General features: G+C 72.4%; 14 protein-coding genes. 9 read left to right on the top strand and 5 right to left on the bottom strand.

What is annotated here, in order from left to right; genetic code table 11:
• Window positions 1–54 precede the first annotated feature (54 nt).
• On the bottom strand, window positions 55–723 hold the full coding sequence (locus tag ACE1OA_RS13295) for a TetR/AcrR family transcriptional regulator (protein WP_386544159.1): 669 nt from the start codon (window positions 721–723) through the stop codon (window positions 55–57).
• Between the two features lie 37 nt (window positions 724–760).
• On the opposite strand from ACE1OA_RS13295, the gene ACE1OA_RS13290 reads away from it, so the two are divergent.
• Entirely contained in the window at window positions 761–2,149 is a 1,389-nt protein-coding gene (locus ACE1OA_RS13290) for an MFS transporter (protein ID WP_432752825.1), read from the top strand.
• Between the two features lie 76 nt (window positions 2,150–2,225).
• On the opposite strand, the gene ACE1OA_RS13285 is transcribed toward ACE1OA_RS13290, so the two are convergent.
• Window positions 2,226–2,438, bottom strand: a complete 213-nt coding sequence (locus ACE1OA_RS13285) for an acyl-CoA carboxylase subunit epsilon (protein ID WP_147980928.1) — start codon at window positions 2,436–2,438, stop codon at window positions 2,226–2,228.
• A gap of 18 nt (window positions 2,439–2,456) precedes the next feature.
• Window positions 2,457–4,049, bottom strand: a complete 1,593-nt coding sequence (locus ACE1OA_RS13280) for an acyl-CoA carboxylase subunit beta (RefSeq protein ID WP_356599315.1) — start codon at window positions 4,047–4,049, stop codon at window positions 2,457–2,459.
• 134 nt (window positions 4,050–4,183) lie between these two features.
• Between ACE1OA_RS13280 and ACE1OA_RS13275 the strand changes: the two genes are divergently transcribed.
• From ACE1OA_RS13275 to hutH, 5 genes are all read left to right on the top strand, one after another.
• Window positions 4,184–5,035 (top strand): biotin--[acetyl-CoA-carboxylase] ligase, encoded by an 852-nt coding sequence (locus ACE1OA_RS13275; protein WP_386544153.1) that lies wholly within the window; start codon window positions 4,184–4,186, stop codon window positions 5,033–5,035.
• 179 nt (window positions 5,036–5,214) lie between these two features.
• Window positions 5,215–6,354: an adenylate/guanylate cyclase domain-containing protein gene (locus ACE1OA_RS13270; protein WP_356599311.1), complete on the top strand. Its 1,140-nt coding sequence runs from the start codon at window positions 5,215–5,217 to the stop codon at window positions 6,352–6,354.
• A 209-nt stretch (window positions 6,355–6,563) separates the two neighbouring features.
• Window positions 6,564–7,361, top strand: coding sequence for an enoyl-CoA hydratase/isomerase family protein (locus tag ACE1OA_RS13265; protein WP_356778012.1), 798 nt, complete (start codon window positions 6,564–6,566; stop codon window positions 7,359–7,361).
• A gap of 153 nt (window positions 7,362–7,514) precedes the next feature.
• Complete coding sequence (locus tag ACE1OA_RS13260) at window positions 7,515–8,630, top strand: GGDEF domain-containing protein (protein WP_356599307.1); 1,116 nt, start codon at window positions 7,515–7,517, stop codon at window positions 8,628–8,630.
• Window positions 8,631–8,751: 121 nt separating this feature from the next.
• Entirely contained in the window at window positions 8,752–10,293 is a 1,542-nt protein-coding gene (gene hutH / locus ACE1OA_RS13255; protein ID WP_147981332.1) for a histidine ammonia-lyase, read from the top strand.
• A 126-nt stretch (window positions 10,294–10,419) separates the two neighbouring features.
• Here hutH and ACE1OA_RS13250 read toward each other — a convergent pair whose 3' ends face one another.
• Window positions 10,420–10,707: a hypothetical protein gene (locus ACE1OA_RS13250; protein WP_356599305.1), complete on the bottom strand. Its 288-nt coding sequence runs from the start codon at window positions 10,705–10,707 to the stop codon at window positions 10,420–10,422.
• A 109-nt stretch (window positions 10,708–10,816) separates the two neighbouring features.
• On the opposite strand from ACE1OA_RS13250, the gene ACE1OA_RS13245 reads away from it, so the two are divergent.
• Together ACE1OA_RS13245 and ACE1OA_RS13240 are read left to right on the top strand one after the other, a co-directional pair.
• The gene (locus ACE1OA_RS13245; protein WP_356599303.1) at window positions 10,817–11,158 is read left to right on the top strand and encodes a hypothetical protein; all 342 of its coding nucleotides are present in this window, start codon (window positions 10,817–10,819) and stop codon (window positions 11,156–11,158) included.
• Between the two features lie 249 nt (window positions 11,159–11,407).
• A complete protein-coding gene (locus ACE1OA_RS13240; RefSeq protein WP_356599301.1) occupies window positions 11,408–12,673 on the top strand; it encodes a L,D-transpeptidase in 1,266 nt (421 codons plus the stop codon).
• 86 nt (window positions 12,674–12,759) lie between these two features.
• Here ACE1OA_RS13240 and ACE1OA_RS13235 read toward each other — a convergent pair whose 3' ends face one another.
• Window positions 12,760–13,617, bottom strand: a complete 858-nt coding sequence (locus ACE1OA_RS13235) for a helix-turn-helix domain-containing protein (protein WP_432752824.1) — start codon at window positions 13,615–13,617, stop codon at window positions 12,760–12,762.
• A 129-nt stretch (window positions 13,618–13,746) separates the two neighbouring features.
• Between ACE1OA_RS13235 and ACE1OA_RS13230 the strand changes: the two genes are divergently transcribed.
• Window positions 13,747–14,790, top strand: coding sequence for an NAD(P)-dependent alcohol dehydrogenase (locus ACE1OA_RS13230; protein WP_356599297.1), 1,044 nt, complete (start codon window positions 13,747–13,749; stop codon window positions 14,788–14,790).
• Window positions 14,791–14,910: the final 120 nt, after the last annotated feature.

The raw sequence follows: 14,910 nt of genomic DNA, 5'->3' as shown, positions 1-14,910 counted from the left end.
CGCGGGCCGCCGGTTCGCCGCTGCCCGGCCGGCCGCCCCGTCCCCCGCCGCCGGTCAGTGCGCGGCGAACGCCCCGGCCTCCGCCGCCGCCAGGGCGGCCGCCACCGCCCGTTCCGCGTCCGCCGGGCCCAGCGGCTCGCGCGTGATCATGAAGCGGTAGTAGAGCGGGGCCGAGACCGCGCGCAGCAGCTCCGTGCCGTCCGTGTCCGGGGAGATCTCGCCGCGCGCGGCGCCCCGGCCGGCGACCGGGGCCCATTCCTCCAGGCGGGCCCGGTAGAAGCCGTTCAGTGCCGCGGCGCACTCCTCGTCGCAGGCGGCCGCCGCGATGACGGCGCGGAAGACCGCGCCCATCCGGCTGTCGGTGAGCGTCCTGAGCACGAGCGTGGCGTTGGCCCGCAGGTCCCCGGCCAGGCTGCCGGTGTCCGAGGCGGGCAGGGAGCGGTCCGCCATGTCGCGCAGCAGGTCCGTGACGAGCCCGACGGGCGAGCCCCAGCGCCGGTAGACGGTGGTCTTGCCGACGCCGGCGCTGGCGGCGATGTGGTCCATGTTCAGCGCGTGGAAGCCCGCGGCGGCCAGGGCGTCCTCGGTGGCTTCGAGTACGGCCTGCCGCACCTTCGCGGTGCGGCCGCCGGGGCGCACGGTGCCGGGCACGGCCGGTCGGCTCTCGCTCAAACGGGTCTCCTGTTCCATTAATGCTCTCCAGTCTGCTACGGTCCTGGACATCCTAACGGAACCAGAATCCCATTAAGGGGTCCCGCCGATGGTTGCCCTCGATGTCAGCGCCGCACCCGCGTCCACCCGCATGGACGGGCGGATGCGGCTCGTCCTCCTCGTCCTGCTCGTCGCCCAGTTCATGCTGGCCGTCGACTTCTCGATCCTGAACGTCGCCTTGCCCGTCATCGGCGAAGGACTCGGCTTCTCCCTCGCCCACCTGCAGTGGATCGCCACCGCCTTCGCCCTCGCGGCCGCCGGATTCACCCTGCTGTTCGGGCGCGTCGCCGACATCGTCGGCCGCCGCCGGCTCTTCCTCGGCGGCATGAGCGTCCTCGGCCTCTCCTCCCTGGTGGGCGGCCTGGCCACCGGCCCCGAGATGCTCATGGCCGCCCGGGTCGCCCAGGGCCTGGCCACCGCCGCGGTCACCCCGGCCGGCCTGTCCCTGCTCACCTCGTCCTTCCCCGAGGGCCCGCTGCGCGACAAGGCGCTGGGGCTCAACGGCGCCCTGATGTCGGCCGGGTTCACCACCGGCGCCGTCCTCGGCGGCGTCCTGACCGATCTGCTCTCCTGGCGCTGGGCCTTCTTCATCAACGTGCCGGTCGCGCTCGCCGTCCTCCTCGTCGCCCCCGCCGTCCTCCGGGAGAGCCGTCCCCAGGTCCGGCCGCGGCTCGACGTCCCCGGCGCGATCACCGTCACCGGCGGCCTGCTCGCCCTCGTCTCCGGCCTCACCGCGGCCGGCGAGCGCGGCTGGACCGACCCCGTCGCCCTGACCGCCCTCGGTGCCGGCGCCGTGCTGCTGACCGCCTTCCGGGCCGTCGAGAAGCGCGCCGCCTCCCCGCTCGTGCCCCTGCGCATCCTGGGGCGCCGCACGGTCGTCTGGGGCAACCTCGCCGGGCTCGTCGCCTTCGTCACCGAGACCTCGCTGGTCTTCCTGATGACGCTCTACCTCCAGGACGTCCTCGGCTTCTCGCCGCTCGCCGCCGGGCTCTCCTTCGGCGTCCTGGGCGCGGGAACCATCGTCGGCGGAGTCCTCGCGCCGCGCTTCATCGGCCGCCACGGCGCCCGTACGGCCCTCGTCGCCGGCGGACTCCTCCAGGCCGCCGCGACCGTCGCCCTCTACGCCCTCGGCGACGACCGGAGCGGGCTCTGGCTGCTGCTCACCGCCACCTTCCTCGGCGGGGTCGGCAACATGCTCGCCATCGTCGGCTTCATGGTCACGGCCACCTCGGGGCTGCCGGACTCCGAGCAGGGCATGGCGACCGGCCTGGCCACCATGACCCAGCAGATCGGCATCACCATGGGCACGCCGATCATGAGCGCCGTCGTCGTCACCTCGACCACGGTTCTCGACGGCATCGGCCTCGCGGTCCTGGTCAACGCGGCGATCGTGCTCACCGGCGCGGTCCTGGCCGGGTTCTTCCTGCGCCGCGCGTGACCCGGGACGACGAGAAGGCCGGACCCCCCGCACATGGGGTCCGGCCTTCCCTCCCGCTCGTTCGTCTTCTCGTCCGCTACGCGGGCCAGTAGGACCGCGCCCAGGAGCGCGGCCCGGGCCGGTGGCGCACCCCGCGGGCGATCCGCGACGGGTCGGACCAGCCCTCGGGGACCTCCGGGCCGCTGCCGGCGGCGGACGCCGCCGCCGTCGCCGCGGCCCGGGCCTGGACCACCGCCAGGGCGGCGGCCAGCTCCTCCGGGGTCGGGTTTCCTCGTACGACCTTGATCATGGCGACCCTCCTGCAGGCCTAGAGAGGGATGTTGCCGTGCTTCTTCGGAGGCAGGCTTTCCCGCTTCGAGCGCAGCTGACGCAAGCCCTTCACGATCTGCGGGCGGGTGTCCGACGGCATGACCACGCCGTCGATGTAGCCGCGCTCGGCCGCCGTGTACGGGTTGAGCAGGGTGTCCTCGTACTCCTGGATGAGCCGGGCGCGCTCGGCGTCCTGGTCGTCCGCGGCGGCGATGGTCCTGCGGTGCAGGATGTTGACCGCGCCCTGCGCGCCCATGACCGCGATCTGCGCGGTGGGCCACGCCAGGTTGAGGTCGGCGCCCAGGTGCTTGGAGCCCATGACGTCGTAGGCGCCGCCGAAGGCCTTGCGCGTGATGACCGTGATGAGCGGGACGGTCGCCTCGGCGTAGGCGTAGATCAGCTTGGCGCCGCGGCGGATGATGCCGCCGTACTCCTGGTCGACGCCCGGCAGGAAGCCGGGCACGTCGACGAAGGTCAGCACCGGGATGTTGAAGGCGTCGCAGGTGCGGACGAAACGCGCGGCCTTCTCGCTCGCGTCGATGTCCAGGCAGCCGGCGAACTGCATCGGCTGGTTGGCGACGACGCCGACCGGGAAGCCCTCGACCCGGCCGAAGCCGGTGAGGATGTTCGGGGCGAACATCGCCTGGGTCTCCAGGAACTCGCCGTCGTCGACGACGTGCTCGATGACCGTGTGCATGTCGTACGGCTGGTTCGCTGAGTCCGGGATCAGGACGTCCAGCTCGCGGTCCTCGTCCGTCACCTCGGTGTCGGCGACCTCGGGGAACGCGGGCGGCTCGGACAGGTTGTTCGAAGGAAGGTACGACAGCAGCGACTTGACGTACTCGATCGCGTCCTTCTCGTCGCCCGCCATGTGGTGGGCGACCCCGGACGTGGTGTTGTGCGTCCGCGCGCCGCCCAGCTCCTCGAAGCCGACGTCCTCGCCGGTCACCGTCTTGATGACGTCGGGACCGGTGATGAACATGTGCGAGGTCTGGTCCACCATCACCGTGAAGTCGGTGATCGCGGGGGAGTAGACCGCGCCGCCCGCGCACGGGCCGACGACCAGCGAGATCTGCGGGATGACGCCCGAGGCGTGGGTGTTGCGGCGGAAGATCTCGCCGTACATGCCCAGCGCGTTGACACCCTCCTGGATGCGCGCGCCGCCGGAGTCGTTGATGCCGATGACCGGACAACCGGTCTTCAGCGCGAAGTCCATCACCTTGATGATCTTCTGGCCGAAGGTCTCGCCGAGGGCGCCGCCGAAGACCGTGAAGTCCTGCGAGAAGACGGCGACGGGGCGGCCGTCGACCGTGCCGTAGCCGGTGACGACACCGTCGCCGTACGGACGGTTCTTCTCCAGGCCGAAGTTGGTCGAGCGGTGCCGGGCCAGCTCGTCGAGCTCGACGAAGGAGCCCTCGTCGAGCAGCAGGGCGATCCGCTCACGCGCAGTCAGCTTGCCCTTCGCGTGCTGCTTCTCCACGGCGCGCTCGGAACCGGCATGGGTCGCCTCGTCAATACGGCGCTGCAGATCCGCGATCTTGCCCGCGGTCGTGTGAATGTCGATTTCTTGTGGCTGTACCGACTCGGACATCGGGATGCGGCTCCCTGCCTGGTCACGGGGGGTTCGTTGACTACCAATGGGCTACTGCCTGCCTACTGACCCGTAGCGTATCGACGCCGATACGGTTCGGCACTGCGGTGTTTGCCACACCTAGGCTGACTTGCATGACGTCCTCTCATGGCTCAGGAGGGCCCTGGTCCGACCTGGACAGGCCCCCGCTCAACGCCGCAGCCCTGCGCCGCGCGCTCGTGACCCCCGACGGTCTGTGGACCTCTCTCGACGTGGTCCCCACGACCGGCTCCACCAACTCCGACCTCGCGGCCCGCGCCGGTGACCTCCCCGAAGGCGCGGTGCTCGTCGCCGAGGAGCAGTCCTCCGGGCGCGGCCGGCTCGACCGCAGCTGGGTCGCCCCCGCGCGGTCCGGGATCTTCGTCTCCGTCCTGCTCAAGCCCGCGGTGCCGGTGCACCGCTGGGGCTGGCTGCCGCTGCTCACCGGCGTGGCGGCGGCGACCGGGCTCACGAAGGCGGCCGGCGTGGACATCTCCCTCAAATGGCCGAACGACCTGCTGATTTCCGTCGGAGGCGAGGAGCGCAAGGCCGGCGGGATCCTCGCCGAGCGGGCCGGCGAGGACGGGATCGTCGTCGGCCTCGGCATCAACGTCACCCTGAGTGAGGCCGAACTCCCGGTACCCGCCGCCGGCTCGCTGCTGCTGGCGGACGCCGTCTCCACGGACCGTGACCCGCTGCTGAGGGCCGTCCTCCGGTCCCTGGAGCAGTGGTACGGCCAGTGGGTGCGGGCCGGCGGCGACCCGGTCGCCTCCGGACTCCAGGCCGCGTACACCGCGGGCTGCGCGACCCTGGGCCGCCGCGTTCGCGCGGAGCTGCCCGGAGAGCGGATGCTGGAAGGGGAGGCGGTGACGCTGGACGGCGACGGCCGTCTGGTGGTGGCCACGGAGGGCGGCGGAACGGAAGCCGTCTCCGCCGGCGACATCGTGCACGTCCGCGCGGAGTCGTAGCCTCCCGGCAGGACGTCGGGGACGGGTGTCCGCTTCCGTGGAACACGTGTCCCCGACGCCAGGATGCGACGTCCGGGGACGGTTCGGGCGTGAGCCAGCACACACCTGTCGTATCGTGGAGCGCGATCCAGGCGACAGATCGGCAGGGCAGTGGGCAGGGAACGGGCAGGAGGCGGCCGGTGACCGTCGACGACGCGGGCGACGGCGGCACGGTCGAGCCACCCACGTACCCCACTCCTCACCATGTCGTCGACCACACCGCCGAGCCGAGCGACGACCCCCTGGCGATCCGCCTCGAACAGCTGATCCTCGGCGCCGACCGGCGCTACACCCCCTTCCAGGCCGCCCGCACGGCCGGCGTCTCCATGGAGCTGGCCTCCCGATTCTGGCGGGCCATGGGCTTCGCCGACATCGGACAGGCCAAGGCCCTCACCGAGGCCGACGTGCTCGCCCTGCGGCGGCTGGCCGGCCTCGTCGAGGCCGGGCTGCTGAGCGAGCCGATGGCCGTGCAAGTCGCCCGGTCCACCGGGCAGACCACCGCCCGGCTGGCCGAATGGCAGATCGACTCGTTCCTGGAGGGCCTGACCGAGCCGCCCGAGCCCGGCATGACCCGGACCGAGGTCACGTACCCCCTGGTCGAGCTGCTCCTGCCGGAGCTGGAGGAGTTCCTCATCTACGTCTGGCGCCGGCAGCTCGCCGCCGCCACCGGCCGGGTCGTGCAGGCCGCGGACGACGAGGAGATGGTCGACCGCCGGCTCGCCGTGGGCTTCGCCGACCTCGTCGGCTTCACCCGGCTGACCCGCCGCCTGGAGGAGGAGGAGCTCGGCGAGCTGGTCGAGGCCTTCGAGACCACCTGCGCCGACCTGGTCGCCGCGCACGGCGGACGCCTGATCAAGACGCTCGGTGACGAGGTGCTGTACTGCGCCGACGACGCCGGCACCGCCGCCGAGATCGCCCTGCGGCTGATCGAGACGCTCGGCCACGACGACACCATGCCCTCCCTCCGCGTCGGCATCGCCTTCGGCACCGTGACGACGCGGATGGGCGACGTCTTCGGCACGACCGTGAACCTGGCCAGCCGGCTCACGTCGATAGCGCCCAAGGACGCCGTGCTGGTCGACGGCGCGCTCGCCGAGGAGCTCACCCGGACCGGGGACGCCCCGGTCTCCGAGACCGGGGCCGCCGAGGAGGCCGCCCGGGCCGAGAAGGAGGGCGAGGAACCGCCCACCTACCGCTTCGCGCTGCAGCCGATGTGGCAGCGGCCGGTGCGTGGTCTCGGGGTCGTGGAGCCCTGGCAGCTCAGCCGCCGGCCGTCCTGAGCCGGCGCCGACGGCCGTACTCGGCCACGGCGCCGACCGCCCCGAGCCGGCGCGCCGACGCCCCTCGGCGGGGCCGCCTGCCGTCCTGAGCCCTTCCCGTCCGGGCCGCCGTGCGCGGTATCCGGCCCGGTCGGACCGGGCCCCGGCGCGATCGGCGGGACACCGCCTAGGATCCCCGGTGAACACTCGTTAACCGGGAGGGAGCGATCATGACCGAGCAGGCCGAGCAGCGCTTTGGCGAGTTCGTGGCGGTACGCAGGCAGGGGCACGTCGCGGAGTTCGTCCTCGACCGGCCCAAGGCGATGAACGCGGTCTCCCTGGAGATGGCCCGCTCCATCACCGCCGCCTGCGCGGCGCTCGCGGAGGACGCGTCGGTCCGGGTGACCGTGCTGACCTCGTCCAACGACCGGGCGTTCTGCGTCGGTGCCGACCTCAAGGAGCGCAACTCCTTCACCGACGCCGACATGCTCCGCCAGCGCCCCACCTCGCGCGCCGGCTACACCGGCGTCCTGGAGCTGCCGATGCCGACGATCGCCGCGGTGCACGGCTTCGCGCTCGGCGGCGGTTTCGAGCTGGCGCTCGCCTGCGACGTGATCGTGGCCGACGCCACGGCCGTGGTCGGTCTGCCCGAGGTCTCCGTGGGCGTGATCCCGGGCGGTGGCGGCACGCAGCTGCTGCCGCGCCGGGTGGGCGCCGCCCGCGCGGCCGAGCTGGTCTTCACGGCCCGCCGGGTCGAGGCCGCCGAGGCGCACGCCCTCGGGCTGGTCGACCTCCTGGAGGAGGACGCCCGGACGGCCGCGCTGGAGCTCGCCGGGCGCATCGCGGCGAACTCGCCCGTCGGCCTGCGCGCAGCGAAGCGGGCCATGCGTCTCGGCCAGGGCCTGGACCTGCGGGCGGGCCTGGAGGTCGAGGACGCGGCCTGGCGTGCGGTGGCCTTCTCCGGGGACCGGGCGGAGGGTGTCGCGGCCTTCAACGAGAAGCGGAAGCCCGAGTGGCCCGGTGAGTGACCGGGCCGCGCCCGGGACCCCGTAGGGGCGCCGTCCGAGGGTGCCCGGGCGCGCCACCGAGGGCGCCTTGGGAATTCGCCCATATGTCCGGTCATGTCACTTTCCGTGATGCCTCACCAGTGAAAATGGACCAAACCTCCCTAAGCTGGAGGAATGGGAGAGGATGCGCGGCTTCGGGCCGTGGTGGCGCTGGCGCAGGCGATGGCGGCGGCCCACACACCACGCGAGTTCTGGCGGGCGGCGGCGCTCGGCGCCTGCCGGGCTCTCGACGGAGCCTTCGCCGCCCTGTCGGTCTGGGAGCGTGACCGCGGACGCCTCAGGGTGCTGGTGAACGCGGGGGAGCGGGCGCCCGGGGAGGAGGAGTTCCCCGACGCCGAGACCTACCCCGTGCACCAGTTCCCCGAGATCACGGAGTTCCTGCACGAGCGCTGGGCCGGCGGCGGCGAGCCGGACGCCTGGGTGGAGACCGCGGACGACCCCGTCTCCACCGGCCGCGTCGCCGGCCTCCGCCGGCGCGGCCGCGGCTGCTGCGTGGTCGCGCCGATCGTGCTCCACGGGCGCGCCTGGGGCGAGCTCTACGTGGCCCGGCCGACCGGGGCACCTGTCTTCGGTCGCGACGACGCGGACTTCGCGGCCGTCCTCGCGGCCGTCGTGGCGGCGGGCATCGCCCAGGCGGAGCGCCTGGAGGAGGTGCGCAAGCTGGCCTTCACGGATCCCCTGACCGGCCTCGCCAACCGGCGGGCGGTCGACACCCGGCTCGACGAGGCCATCGAGCGCTACCGCGTGGACGGATCCGTGGTGAGCCTGGTGGTCTGTGACCTCAACGGCCTGAAGCGGGTGAACGACACCCACGGTCACGCCGTCGGCGACCGGCTGCTGGAACGGTTCGGCTCGGTGCTCTCGCGCTGCGGCGCGATGCTCCCCGGAGCGCTCTCGGCGCGGCTCGGCGGGGACGAGTTCTGCCTGCTCTCGGTCGGGCCGACCGCCGACGAGGTGGTGGCGGTCGCCGACGAGCTCTGCGTACGGGCCGGGGAGCTGGAGCTCGGCGAGGGCGTGGCCTGCGGGGTCGCGTCCACCGGCGACCCGATCGGGCCGCTGAAGTCGGCGCGCCGGCTCTTCCGCCTGGCGGACGCGGCGCAGTACCAGGCCAAGGCGGCGAGGTCGGCGAAACCGGTGGTGGCGGGCCGGGACGGCACGGTCATCCAGCTCGCGGACGCGCCCCCCGGCGGCCGGGACCGCCGGCGCTTCCGCGACGCGCCGCCTCGGTGAGGGGCCGGCGGACCCCCGGCGGCGGGCGCCCGCCGCCGGGGCGCTGCGTGGCCCTGCCGGCCCGTCCGGCCGCCCCCTAGTGACACGTTGGGATTCAGTCCGTAGGCTGCTGAATATGGATATGCACACCGTCGTTCTGGGGACGTCCGGCACCACCGCGCAGGACGTCGTCGACGTCGCCCGGCACGGCGCCCGCGTCGAGCTGTCGCCCGAGGCCGTGCAGGCCCTGGCCGCCGCGCGGGCCGTCGTAGACGCCCTCGCCGCCAAGCCCGAGCCCGTCTACGGCGTCTCGACCGGATTCGGCGCGCTCGCCACCCGGCACATCAGCCCCGAGCTGCGCGCCCAGCTCCAGCGCAACATCGTCCGCTCGCACGCGGCGGGCATGGGCCCCCGCGTCGAGCGCGAGGTCGTCCGCGCGCTGATGTTCCTGCGGCTCAAGACCCTCGCCTCCGGGCACACCGGCGTCCGCCCCGAGGTCGCCCAGACCATGGCCGACCTCCTCAACGCCGGCATCACCCCGGTGGTCCACGAGTACGGCTCCCTCGGCTGCTCCGGCGACCTCGCCCCGCTCTCCCACTGCGCGCTCGCGCTGATGGGCGAGGGCGACGCGGAAGGCCCGGACGGCACCGTCCGGCCCGCCGGCGAGCTGCTGGCCGCCGCCGGCATCGAGCCCGTCGAGCTGCGCGAGAAGGAGGGCCTCGCCCTCCTCAACGGCACCGACGGCATGCTCGGCATGCTGGTCATGGCCCTCGCCGACCTCGACAACCTGTACAAGTCCGCCGACATCACCGCGGCGCTCTCCCTCGAAGCCCTCCTCGGCACCGAGAAGGTCCTCGAACCCGAGCTGCACGCCATCCGCCCCCACCCGGGCCAGGGCGCCTCCGCCGCCAACATGCTCGCCGTCCTCAAGGACTCCGGGCTCACCGGCCACTTCCAGGAGGAGGAGGCCCCCCGCGTCCAGGACGCCTACTCCGTCCGCTGCGCCCCCCAGGTCGCCGGCGCCGGCCGCGACACCATGGCCCACGCCCGCCTGGTCGCCGAGCGCGAGCTGGCCGCCGCCGTCGACAACCCGGTGGTGCTCCCCGACGGCCGGGTCGCCTCCAACGGCAACTTCCACGGCGCGCCCGTCGCCTACGTCCTGGACTTCCTGGCCATCGCCGCCGCCGACCTCGGCTCCATCGCCGAGCGCCGCACCGACCGGCTCCTCGACAAGAACCGCTCCCACGGGCTGCCGCCGTTCCTCGCCGACGACGCCGGCGTGGACTCGGGCCTGATGATCGCCCAGTACACCCAGGCCGCCCTGGTCAGCGAGATGAAGCGGCTCGCCGTCCCGGCCTCCGCCGACTCGATCCCGTCCTCCGCCATGCAGGAGGACCACGTCTCGATGGGCTGGTCCGCCGCCCGCAAGCTGCGCACCGCGATCGGCAACCTCAACCGGATCATCGCCGTCGAGCTGTACGCCGCCACCCGCGGCATCGAGCTCCGCCGCGGCCTGACCCCGGCCCCCGCCTCGCAGGCCGCCATCACCGCGCTGCGCGAGGCCGGCGTCCAGGGCCCGGGCCCGGACCGCTTCCTGGCCCCCGACCTGGAGGCCGCCGACGCCTTCGTCCGCGAGGGCGCGCTCGTCGCCGCCGTCGAGCCGGTCACCGGCCCGCTCGCCTGACCGCGCGTCCCGGGCCCTCCGCGCCCGGGACGGCACGAAGGGCCGCCCCCGTCACGGGGGCGGCCCTTCGCCGCAGGGTGGGGGAGTCGTCCGGCGGGGGGTGACCGCGGGCCGCTCCCCGTCGCGTCAGGAGGCCCGGCCGCCGCGTCTCATCGCCAGCGTCACGAACCCCGCGCCGACCCCGAGGAAGCCCGTCGCACCGATCAGGTACGGCGTGGTGTCCAGGCCGGCGCCGGTGTCCGCCAGGCGGTCCCCGCCGGTCCCGGCGTCCGTCCCGCCCTCCTGGGTCAGGGACGTCCGCGGGCCGTTCGGCCGCTGTTCATCGGTGGCGTTCGCGGACGGCACGAACCACAGGGCACACAGCAGCGTTCCGGCAGCGGTGGCGGTCAGCAGCGGGCGGCGTGCGACGGACACAGATTTCGATCCCCCTTGCGGCAACCGCGAATTGGTGTGTGCGCCGATGCTAATGAACACAGCGGGTCGCAGGAAAGCCGAGACCCCCGCGGAGCCTACGCTCCGTCGTATGAGCACTTCCGAGACATCACGCTTTGTGCGGCTCCGGGTGGAAGTCGTCCTGGAGATCGACGACCCCGAGGAGCTGACCCGCGCCGCGGTCGGCCGGATCGACGCCGACGAGTTCCTGCCCGAGGACGAGCGGGTCCACGCCCGGTCCGCGGTCCACGAGGACAGCGCCGAGGCCCTGGCCTACCTCGTCGAGCCCTTCGACCTGGTCAAGGAGGTGCCGGGGATCGAACTCGTCCAGGCGTCCTGGAGCAGCGAGGAGGTCGACTTCGACCCCGATGCACAGGAGTGGGACCTCGACGAGGAAGATGAGGCGGACACCGACGACGAGGAACCGGAGTAGGAGGGGGCGGCAGGCCGCCTCCCGAGCCCCGGGGCCCGCGTCGTCACAGGTGACGCGTCCCGGGGCTCTTCCGTGCCCGGGGGCGTACGGGGGGAATGACGGCCGCAGAGCGGGGCAGGAGCGGGAACCGGACGCTCCGCGTGTGCGTGTCGATCAGTGGCGTTGCCCACATAGGGGTCGGTTCCGGAACCGCGGACCCGGCAGAGTTGTTCTTGTTGAGTTGAGAAGTTGGCAGGGGAACCGGCGACGATGGAGAAGCGTGTGATGACGGACAGCAGGCGCCGCCGCAAGAGCCTGGCGGCCGCGGCCGCGGTGCTCGGTGGCGTGTTGGTGCTCTCGGCGTGCGGTGGGGGCGACAAGGACGGCGCCGGCGCCAAGACGCCACAGTCACAGGCTCAGGTCGACGAGGCCGCGGCGCAGAAGACGTCCAAGGCCCAGATAGCCATCTCGCCCAAGAACGGCGCCACCAACGCGTCGATCAACAAGGACACCAAGGTCACCGTCACCGACGGCACCCTGACCGAGGTGACCATGACCACCCAGGACGGCAAGAGCGTCCAGGGCGAGATCTCGGCCGACAAGCTCAGCTGGGCGCCCACCGAGCGCCTCGACCGCGCCACGGTCTACAAGATCGCCGCGACCGCCAAGGACGCGGACGGCCTGGAGGCGCACGAGAACTCCTCCTTCACCACCGTCTCCGCGGCCAACAGCTTCATCGGCAACTTCACCCCCGAGGACGGTTCGACCGTCGGCGTGGGCATGCCGGTCTCGATCAGCTTCAACAAGGCGATCACCAAGAAGCAGGCCGTCCAGGGCGGCATCAAGGTGACCTCCAGCAGCGGCCAGGAGGTCGTCGGCCACTGGTTCAACTCCCAGCGCCTGGACTTCCGGCCCGAGACGTACTGGACCGAGGGCTCGACCGTCACGCTGAAGCTGGAGCTCGACGGCGTCGAGGGCGCCGACGGCGTCTTCGGCGTCCAGCAGAAGACCGTCACCTTCAAGATCGGCCGCAACCAGGTCTCCACCGTCGACGTCGCCACCAAGACCATGACGGTGAAGCAGGACGGCAAGACGATCAAGACGATCCCGATCTCCGCCGGCTCCCCGGAGAACCCGACCTACAACGGTCAGATGGTGATCTCCGAGAAGTTCAAGGAGACCCGGATGAACGGCGCCACCGTCGGCTTCACGGACGACGACGGCAAGGGCGAGTACGACATCAAGGACGTCCCGCACGCCATGCGGCTGTCCACCTCGGGCACGTTCATCCACGGCAACTACTGGGGCTCCGACTCGGTCTTCGGCAACGTCAACACCAGCCACGGCTGCGTGGGCCTGAACGACGTCAAGGGCGCCGGCGACCCGAACCAGATGGCCGCCTGGCTCTACGACCACTCCCTCGTCGGCGACGTCGTCATCGTCAAGAACTCCAAGGACAAGACGATCGCGCCCGACAACGGCCTCAACGGCTGGAACCTGAGCTGGTCGGCCTGGAAGGCCGGCTCGGCCGTCTGACCGGACCGCGGCGCCACCCCTGACGGCGCGCCACCCGCACACGACGGCGGCCCCCCTCGATGTCCGAGGGGGGCCGCCGTCGTGCGTCACCGTACGACTTCCTCCACGCCCCAGTGGGCGGGCAGCCGCAGCGCGTCCGCCGAGGCCGTGCCCGGCTCCGCCTGGTACGTCACGAGGACCAGGTCCGGATCCCCGCCGGACACCTTCATCGTCTCGTAGCCCAGCGTCATCTCGCCCACCAGCGGATGCCGCAGCCGCTTGGTCCCGTGCCCCTTGTCGGTCACCGTGTGTGCCGCCCACAACGAGCGGAACTCCTCGCTCCTGACCGACAGTTCGCCGACCAGGGCGAGCAGCTGCTGGTCGTCCGGGTAGCAGCCCGCGTACAGCCGGAGCACGCTCACCACCTCGGTCGCCTTGCACTCCCAGTCGAGGTAGAGATCGCGTGTGTTGGGGTCGAGGAAAACCATCCGCGCCATGTTCCGCTCCTGCGGATCCATCGCCGCGAGGTCCCCGAGCAGCGCCCGGGCCATCCGGTTCCACGCCAGGATGTCGCCCCGCCGCCCCAGCACGAACGCGGGCACCGTGTCCATCGCGTCGATCAGGTGCTGCAGTCCCGGCCGCACCTGCTGCGGCCGCGTGATCGACGCCCGCTGCTTCTTCTTCGTGGTCGGCTTCGCCAGGTGCGTCAGATGGGCCCGCTCCGTTTCGCTCAGCCGCAGCGCCCGCGCGATCGAGTCCAGCACCTCCAGTGACACGTTGCGGCCGTTGCCCTGTTCGAGCCGGGTGTAGTAGGCCACGGACACCCCCGCCAGCTGCGCCAGCTCCTCGCGGCGCAGCCCGGGGACCCGCCGATGACGCCCGAACGAGGGCAGGCCCACGTCCTCGGGCTTCAGCCGGGCCCGGCGCGAGCGCAGGAATTCGCTGAGTTCGGCACTGAGGTCCATGCGGACCGATTATCCCAGGTCGTACGACCGGACGGACGGATGTTCCTGTCCCTGCCAGTGGTAGGCACGGTGGACATAGGCAGGACAGGGGCCTGGGTGACCCGGCGGCCTTCGGGCAGGCTGGACGCCATGACCACGAACGTTTCCGCCTACGCCGCACCCGCCGCCCACGCACCGCTGGAGCGCACCACCGTGCCGCGCCGCGCGGTCGGCGAGCACGACGTCCTCATCGAGATCAAGTACGCCGGCATCTGCCACTCCGACATCCACCAGGCCCGTGACGGCTGGGGCGAGGGCATCTTCCCGATGGTGCCCGGTCACGAGATCGCCGGAATCGTCACCGAGGTCGGCCCGGGGGTCACCCGGCACCAGGTCGGCGACCGCGTCGGCGTCGGCTGCTTCGTCGACTCCTGCCGGGAGTGCGAGTCCTGCCTGCGCGGCCAGGAGCAGTTCTGCCTCAAGGGCGGCACCGGCACGTACAACGCCCTCGACAAGAACGGCGAGCCGACCTACGGCGGCTACTCCACCCACATCGTCGTCGACGAGCACTTCACCCTGCGGATCCCGGAGGGGCTCGCCCTCGACGAGGCCGCCCCGCTGCTCTGCGCCGGCATCACGCTGTACTCCCCGCTCAAGCACTGGAACGCGGGCCCCGGCAAGAAGGTCGCGATCGTCGGCCTCGGCGGTCTGGGACACATGGGCGTCAAGATCGCCCACGCCCTGGGCGCGGAGGTGACCGTGCTCAGCCAGTCCCTGAAGAAGCAGGAGGACGGCCTCAAGCTCGGCGCCGACCACTACCACGCCACCAGCGACCCGGAGACCTTCACCGCGCTCGCCGGCTCCTTCGACCTGATCGTCTCGACGGTCTCGGCGCCGCTCGACTTCGGGGCCTACCTGAGCCTGGTGAAGACCGACGGCGCGCTGGTCAACGTCGGCGCCCCCGAGGAGCCCGTCTCGCTCAACCTCTTCTCCCTCATCGGAGGCCGCAAGACGCTGGCCGGCTCGATGATCGGCGGTATCGCCGAGACCCAGGAGATGCTCGACTTCTGCGCCGAGCACGGGCTGGGCGCAGAGATCGAGCTGATCCGCGCGGACCAGGTGAACGAGGCGTACGAGCGGGTGCTCGCCAGCGACGTCCGCTACCGCTTCGTCATCGACGCGTCGACGATCTGACCGGACGACCGGACGACCGGACGATCCGACCGGACGGCCGAACCGGGACGCCGGACGCCGGACGCCGGGGCATGACCCGCGGGGTAATCGACCCCCGGGCCGTGCCCCGGCACGCTGGGG

This window comes from Streptomyces sp. JL2001, from assembly GCF_050917515.1.
Lineage (GTDB): Bacteria > Actinomycetota > Actinomycetes > Streptomycetales > Streptomycetaceae > Streptomyces.
This window is presented reverse-complemented; position numbering and strand designations above follow the sequence as displayed.

Excerpts from the sequence above, each read along its gene's own strand:
- ACE1OA_RS13245 (WP_356599303.1), top strand. The coding sequence starts at position 10,817 with ATGAGCACTTCCGAGACATCACGCTTTGTGCGGCTCCGGGTGGAAGTC.
- ACE1OA_RS13285 (WP_147980928.1), bottom strand. The coding sequence starts at position 2,438 with ATGATCAAGGTCGTACGAGGAAACCCGACCCCGGAGGAGCTGGCCGCC.
- ACE1OA_RS13295 (WP_386544159.1), bottom strand. The coding sequence starts at position 723 with ATGTCCAGGACCGTAGCAGACTGGAGAGCATTAATGGAACAGGAGACC.
- hutH (WP_147981332.1), top strand. The coding sequence starts at position 8,752 with ATGCACACCGTCGTTCTGGGGACGTCCGGCACCACCGCGCAGGACGTC.
- ACE1OA_RS13260 (WP_356599307.1), top strand. The coding sequence starts at position 7,515 with ATGGGAGAGGATGCGCGGCTTCGGGCCGTGGTGGCGCTGGCGCAGGCG.
- ACE1OA_RS13275 (WP_386544153.1), top strand. The coding sequence starts at position 4,184 with ATGACGTCCTCTCATGGCTCAGGAGGGCCCTGGTCCGACCTGGACAGG.
- ACE1OA_RS13230 (WP_356599297.1), top strand. The coding sequence starts at position 13,747 with ATGACCACGAACGTTTCCGCCTACGCCGCACCCGCCGCCCACGCACCG.
- ACE1OA_RS13280 (WP_356599315.1), bottom strand. The coding sequence starts at position 4,049 with ATGTCCGAGTCGGTACAGCCACAAGAAATCGACATTCACACGACCGCG.
- ACE1OA_RS13290 (WP_432752825.1), top strand. The coding sequence starts at position 761 with ATGGTTGCCCTCGATGTCAGCGCCGCACCCGCGTCCACCCGCATGGAC.
- ACE1OA_RS13240 (WP_356599301.1), top strand. The coding sequence starts at position 11,408 with ATGGAGAAGCGTGTGATGACGGACAGCAGGCGCCGCCGCAAGAGCCTG.
- ACE1OA_RS13235 (WP_432752824.1), bottom strand. The coding sequence starts at position 13,617 with ATGGACCTCAGTGCCGAACTCAGCGAATTCCTGCGCTCGCGCCGGGCC.
- ACE1OA_RS13265 (WP_356778012.1), top strand. The coding sequence starts at position 6,564 with ATGACCGAGCAGGCCGAGCAGCGCTTTGGCGAGTTCGTGGCGGTACGC.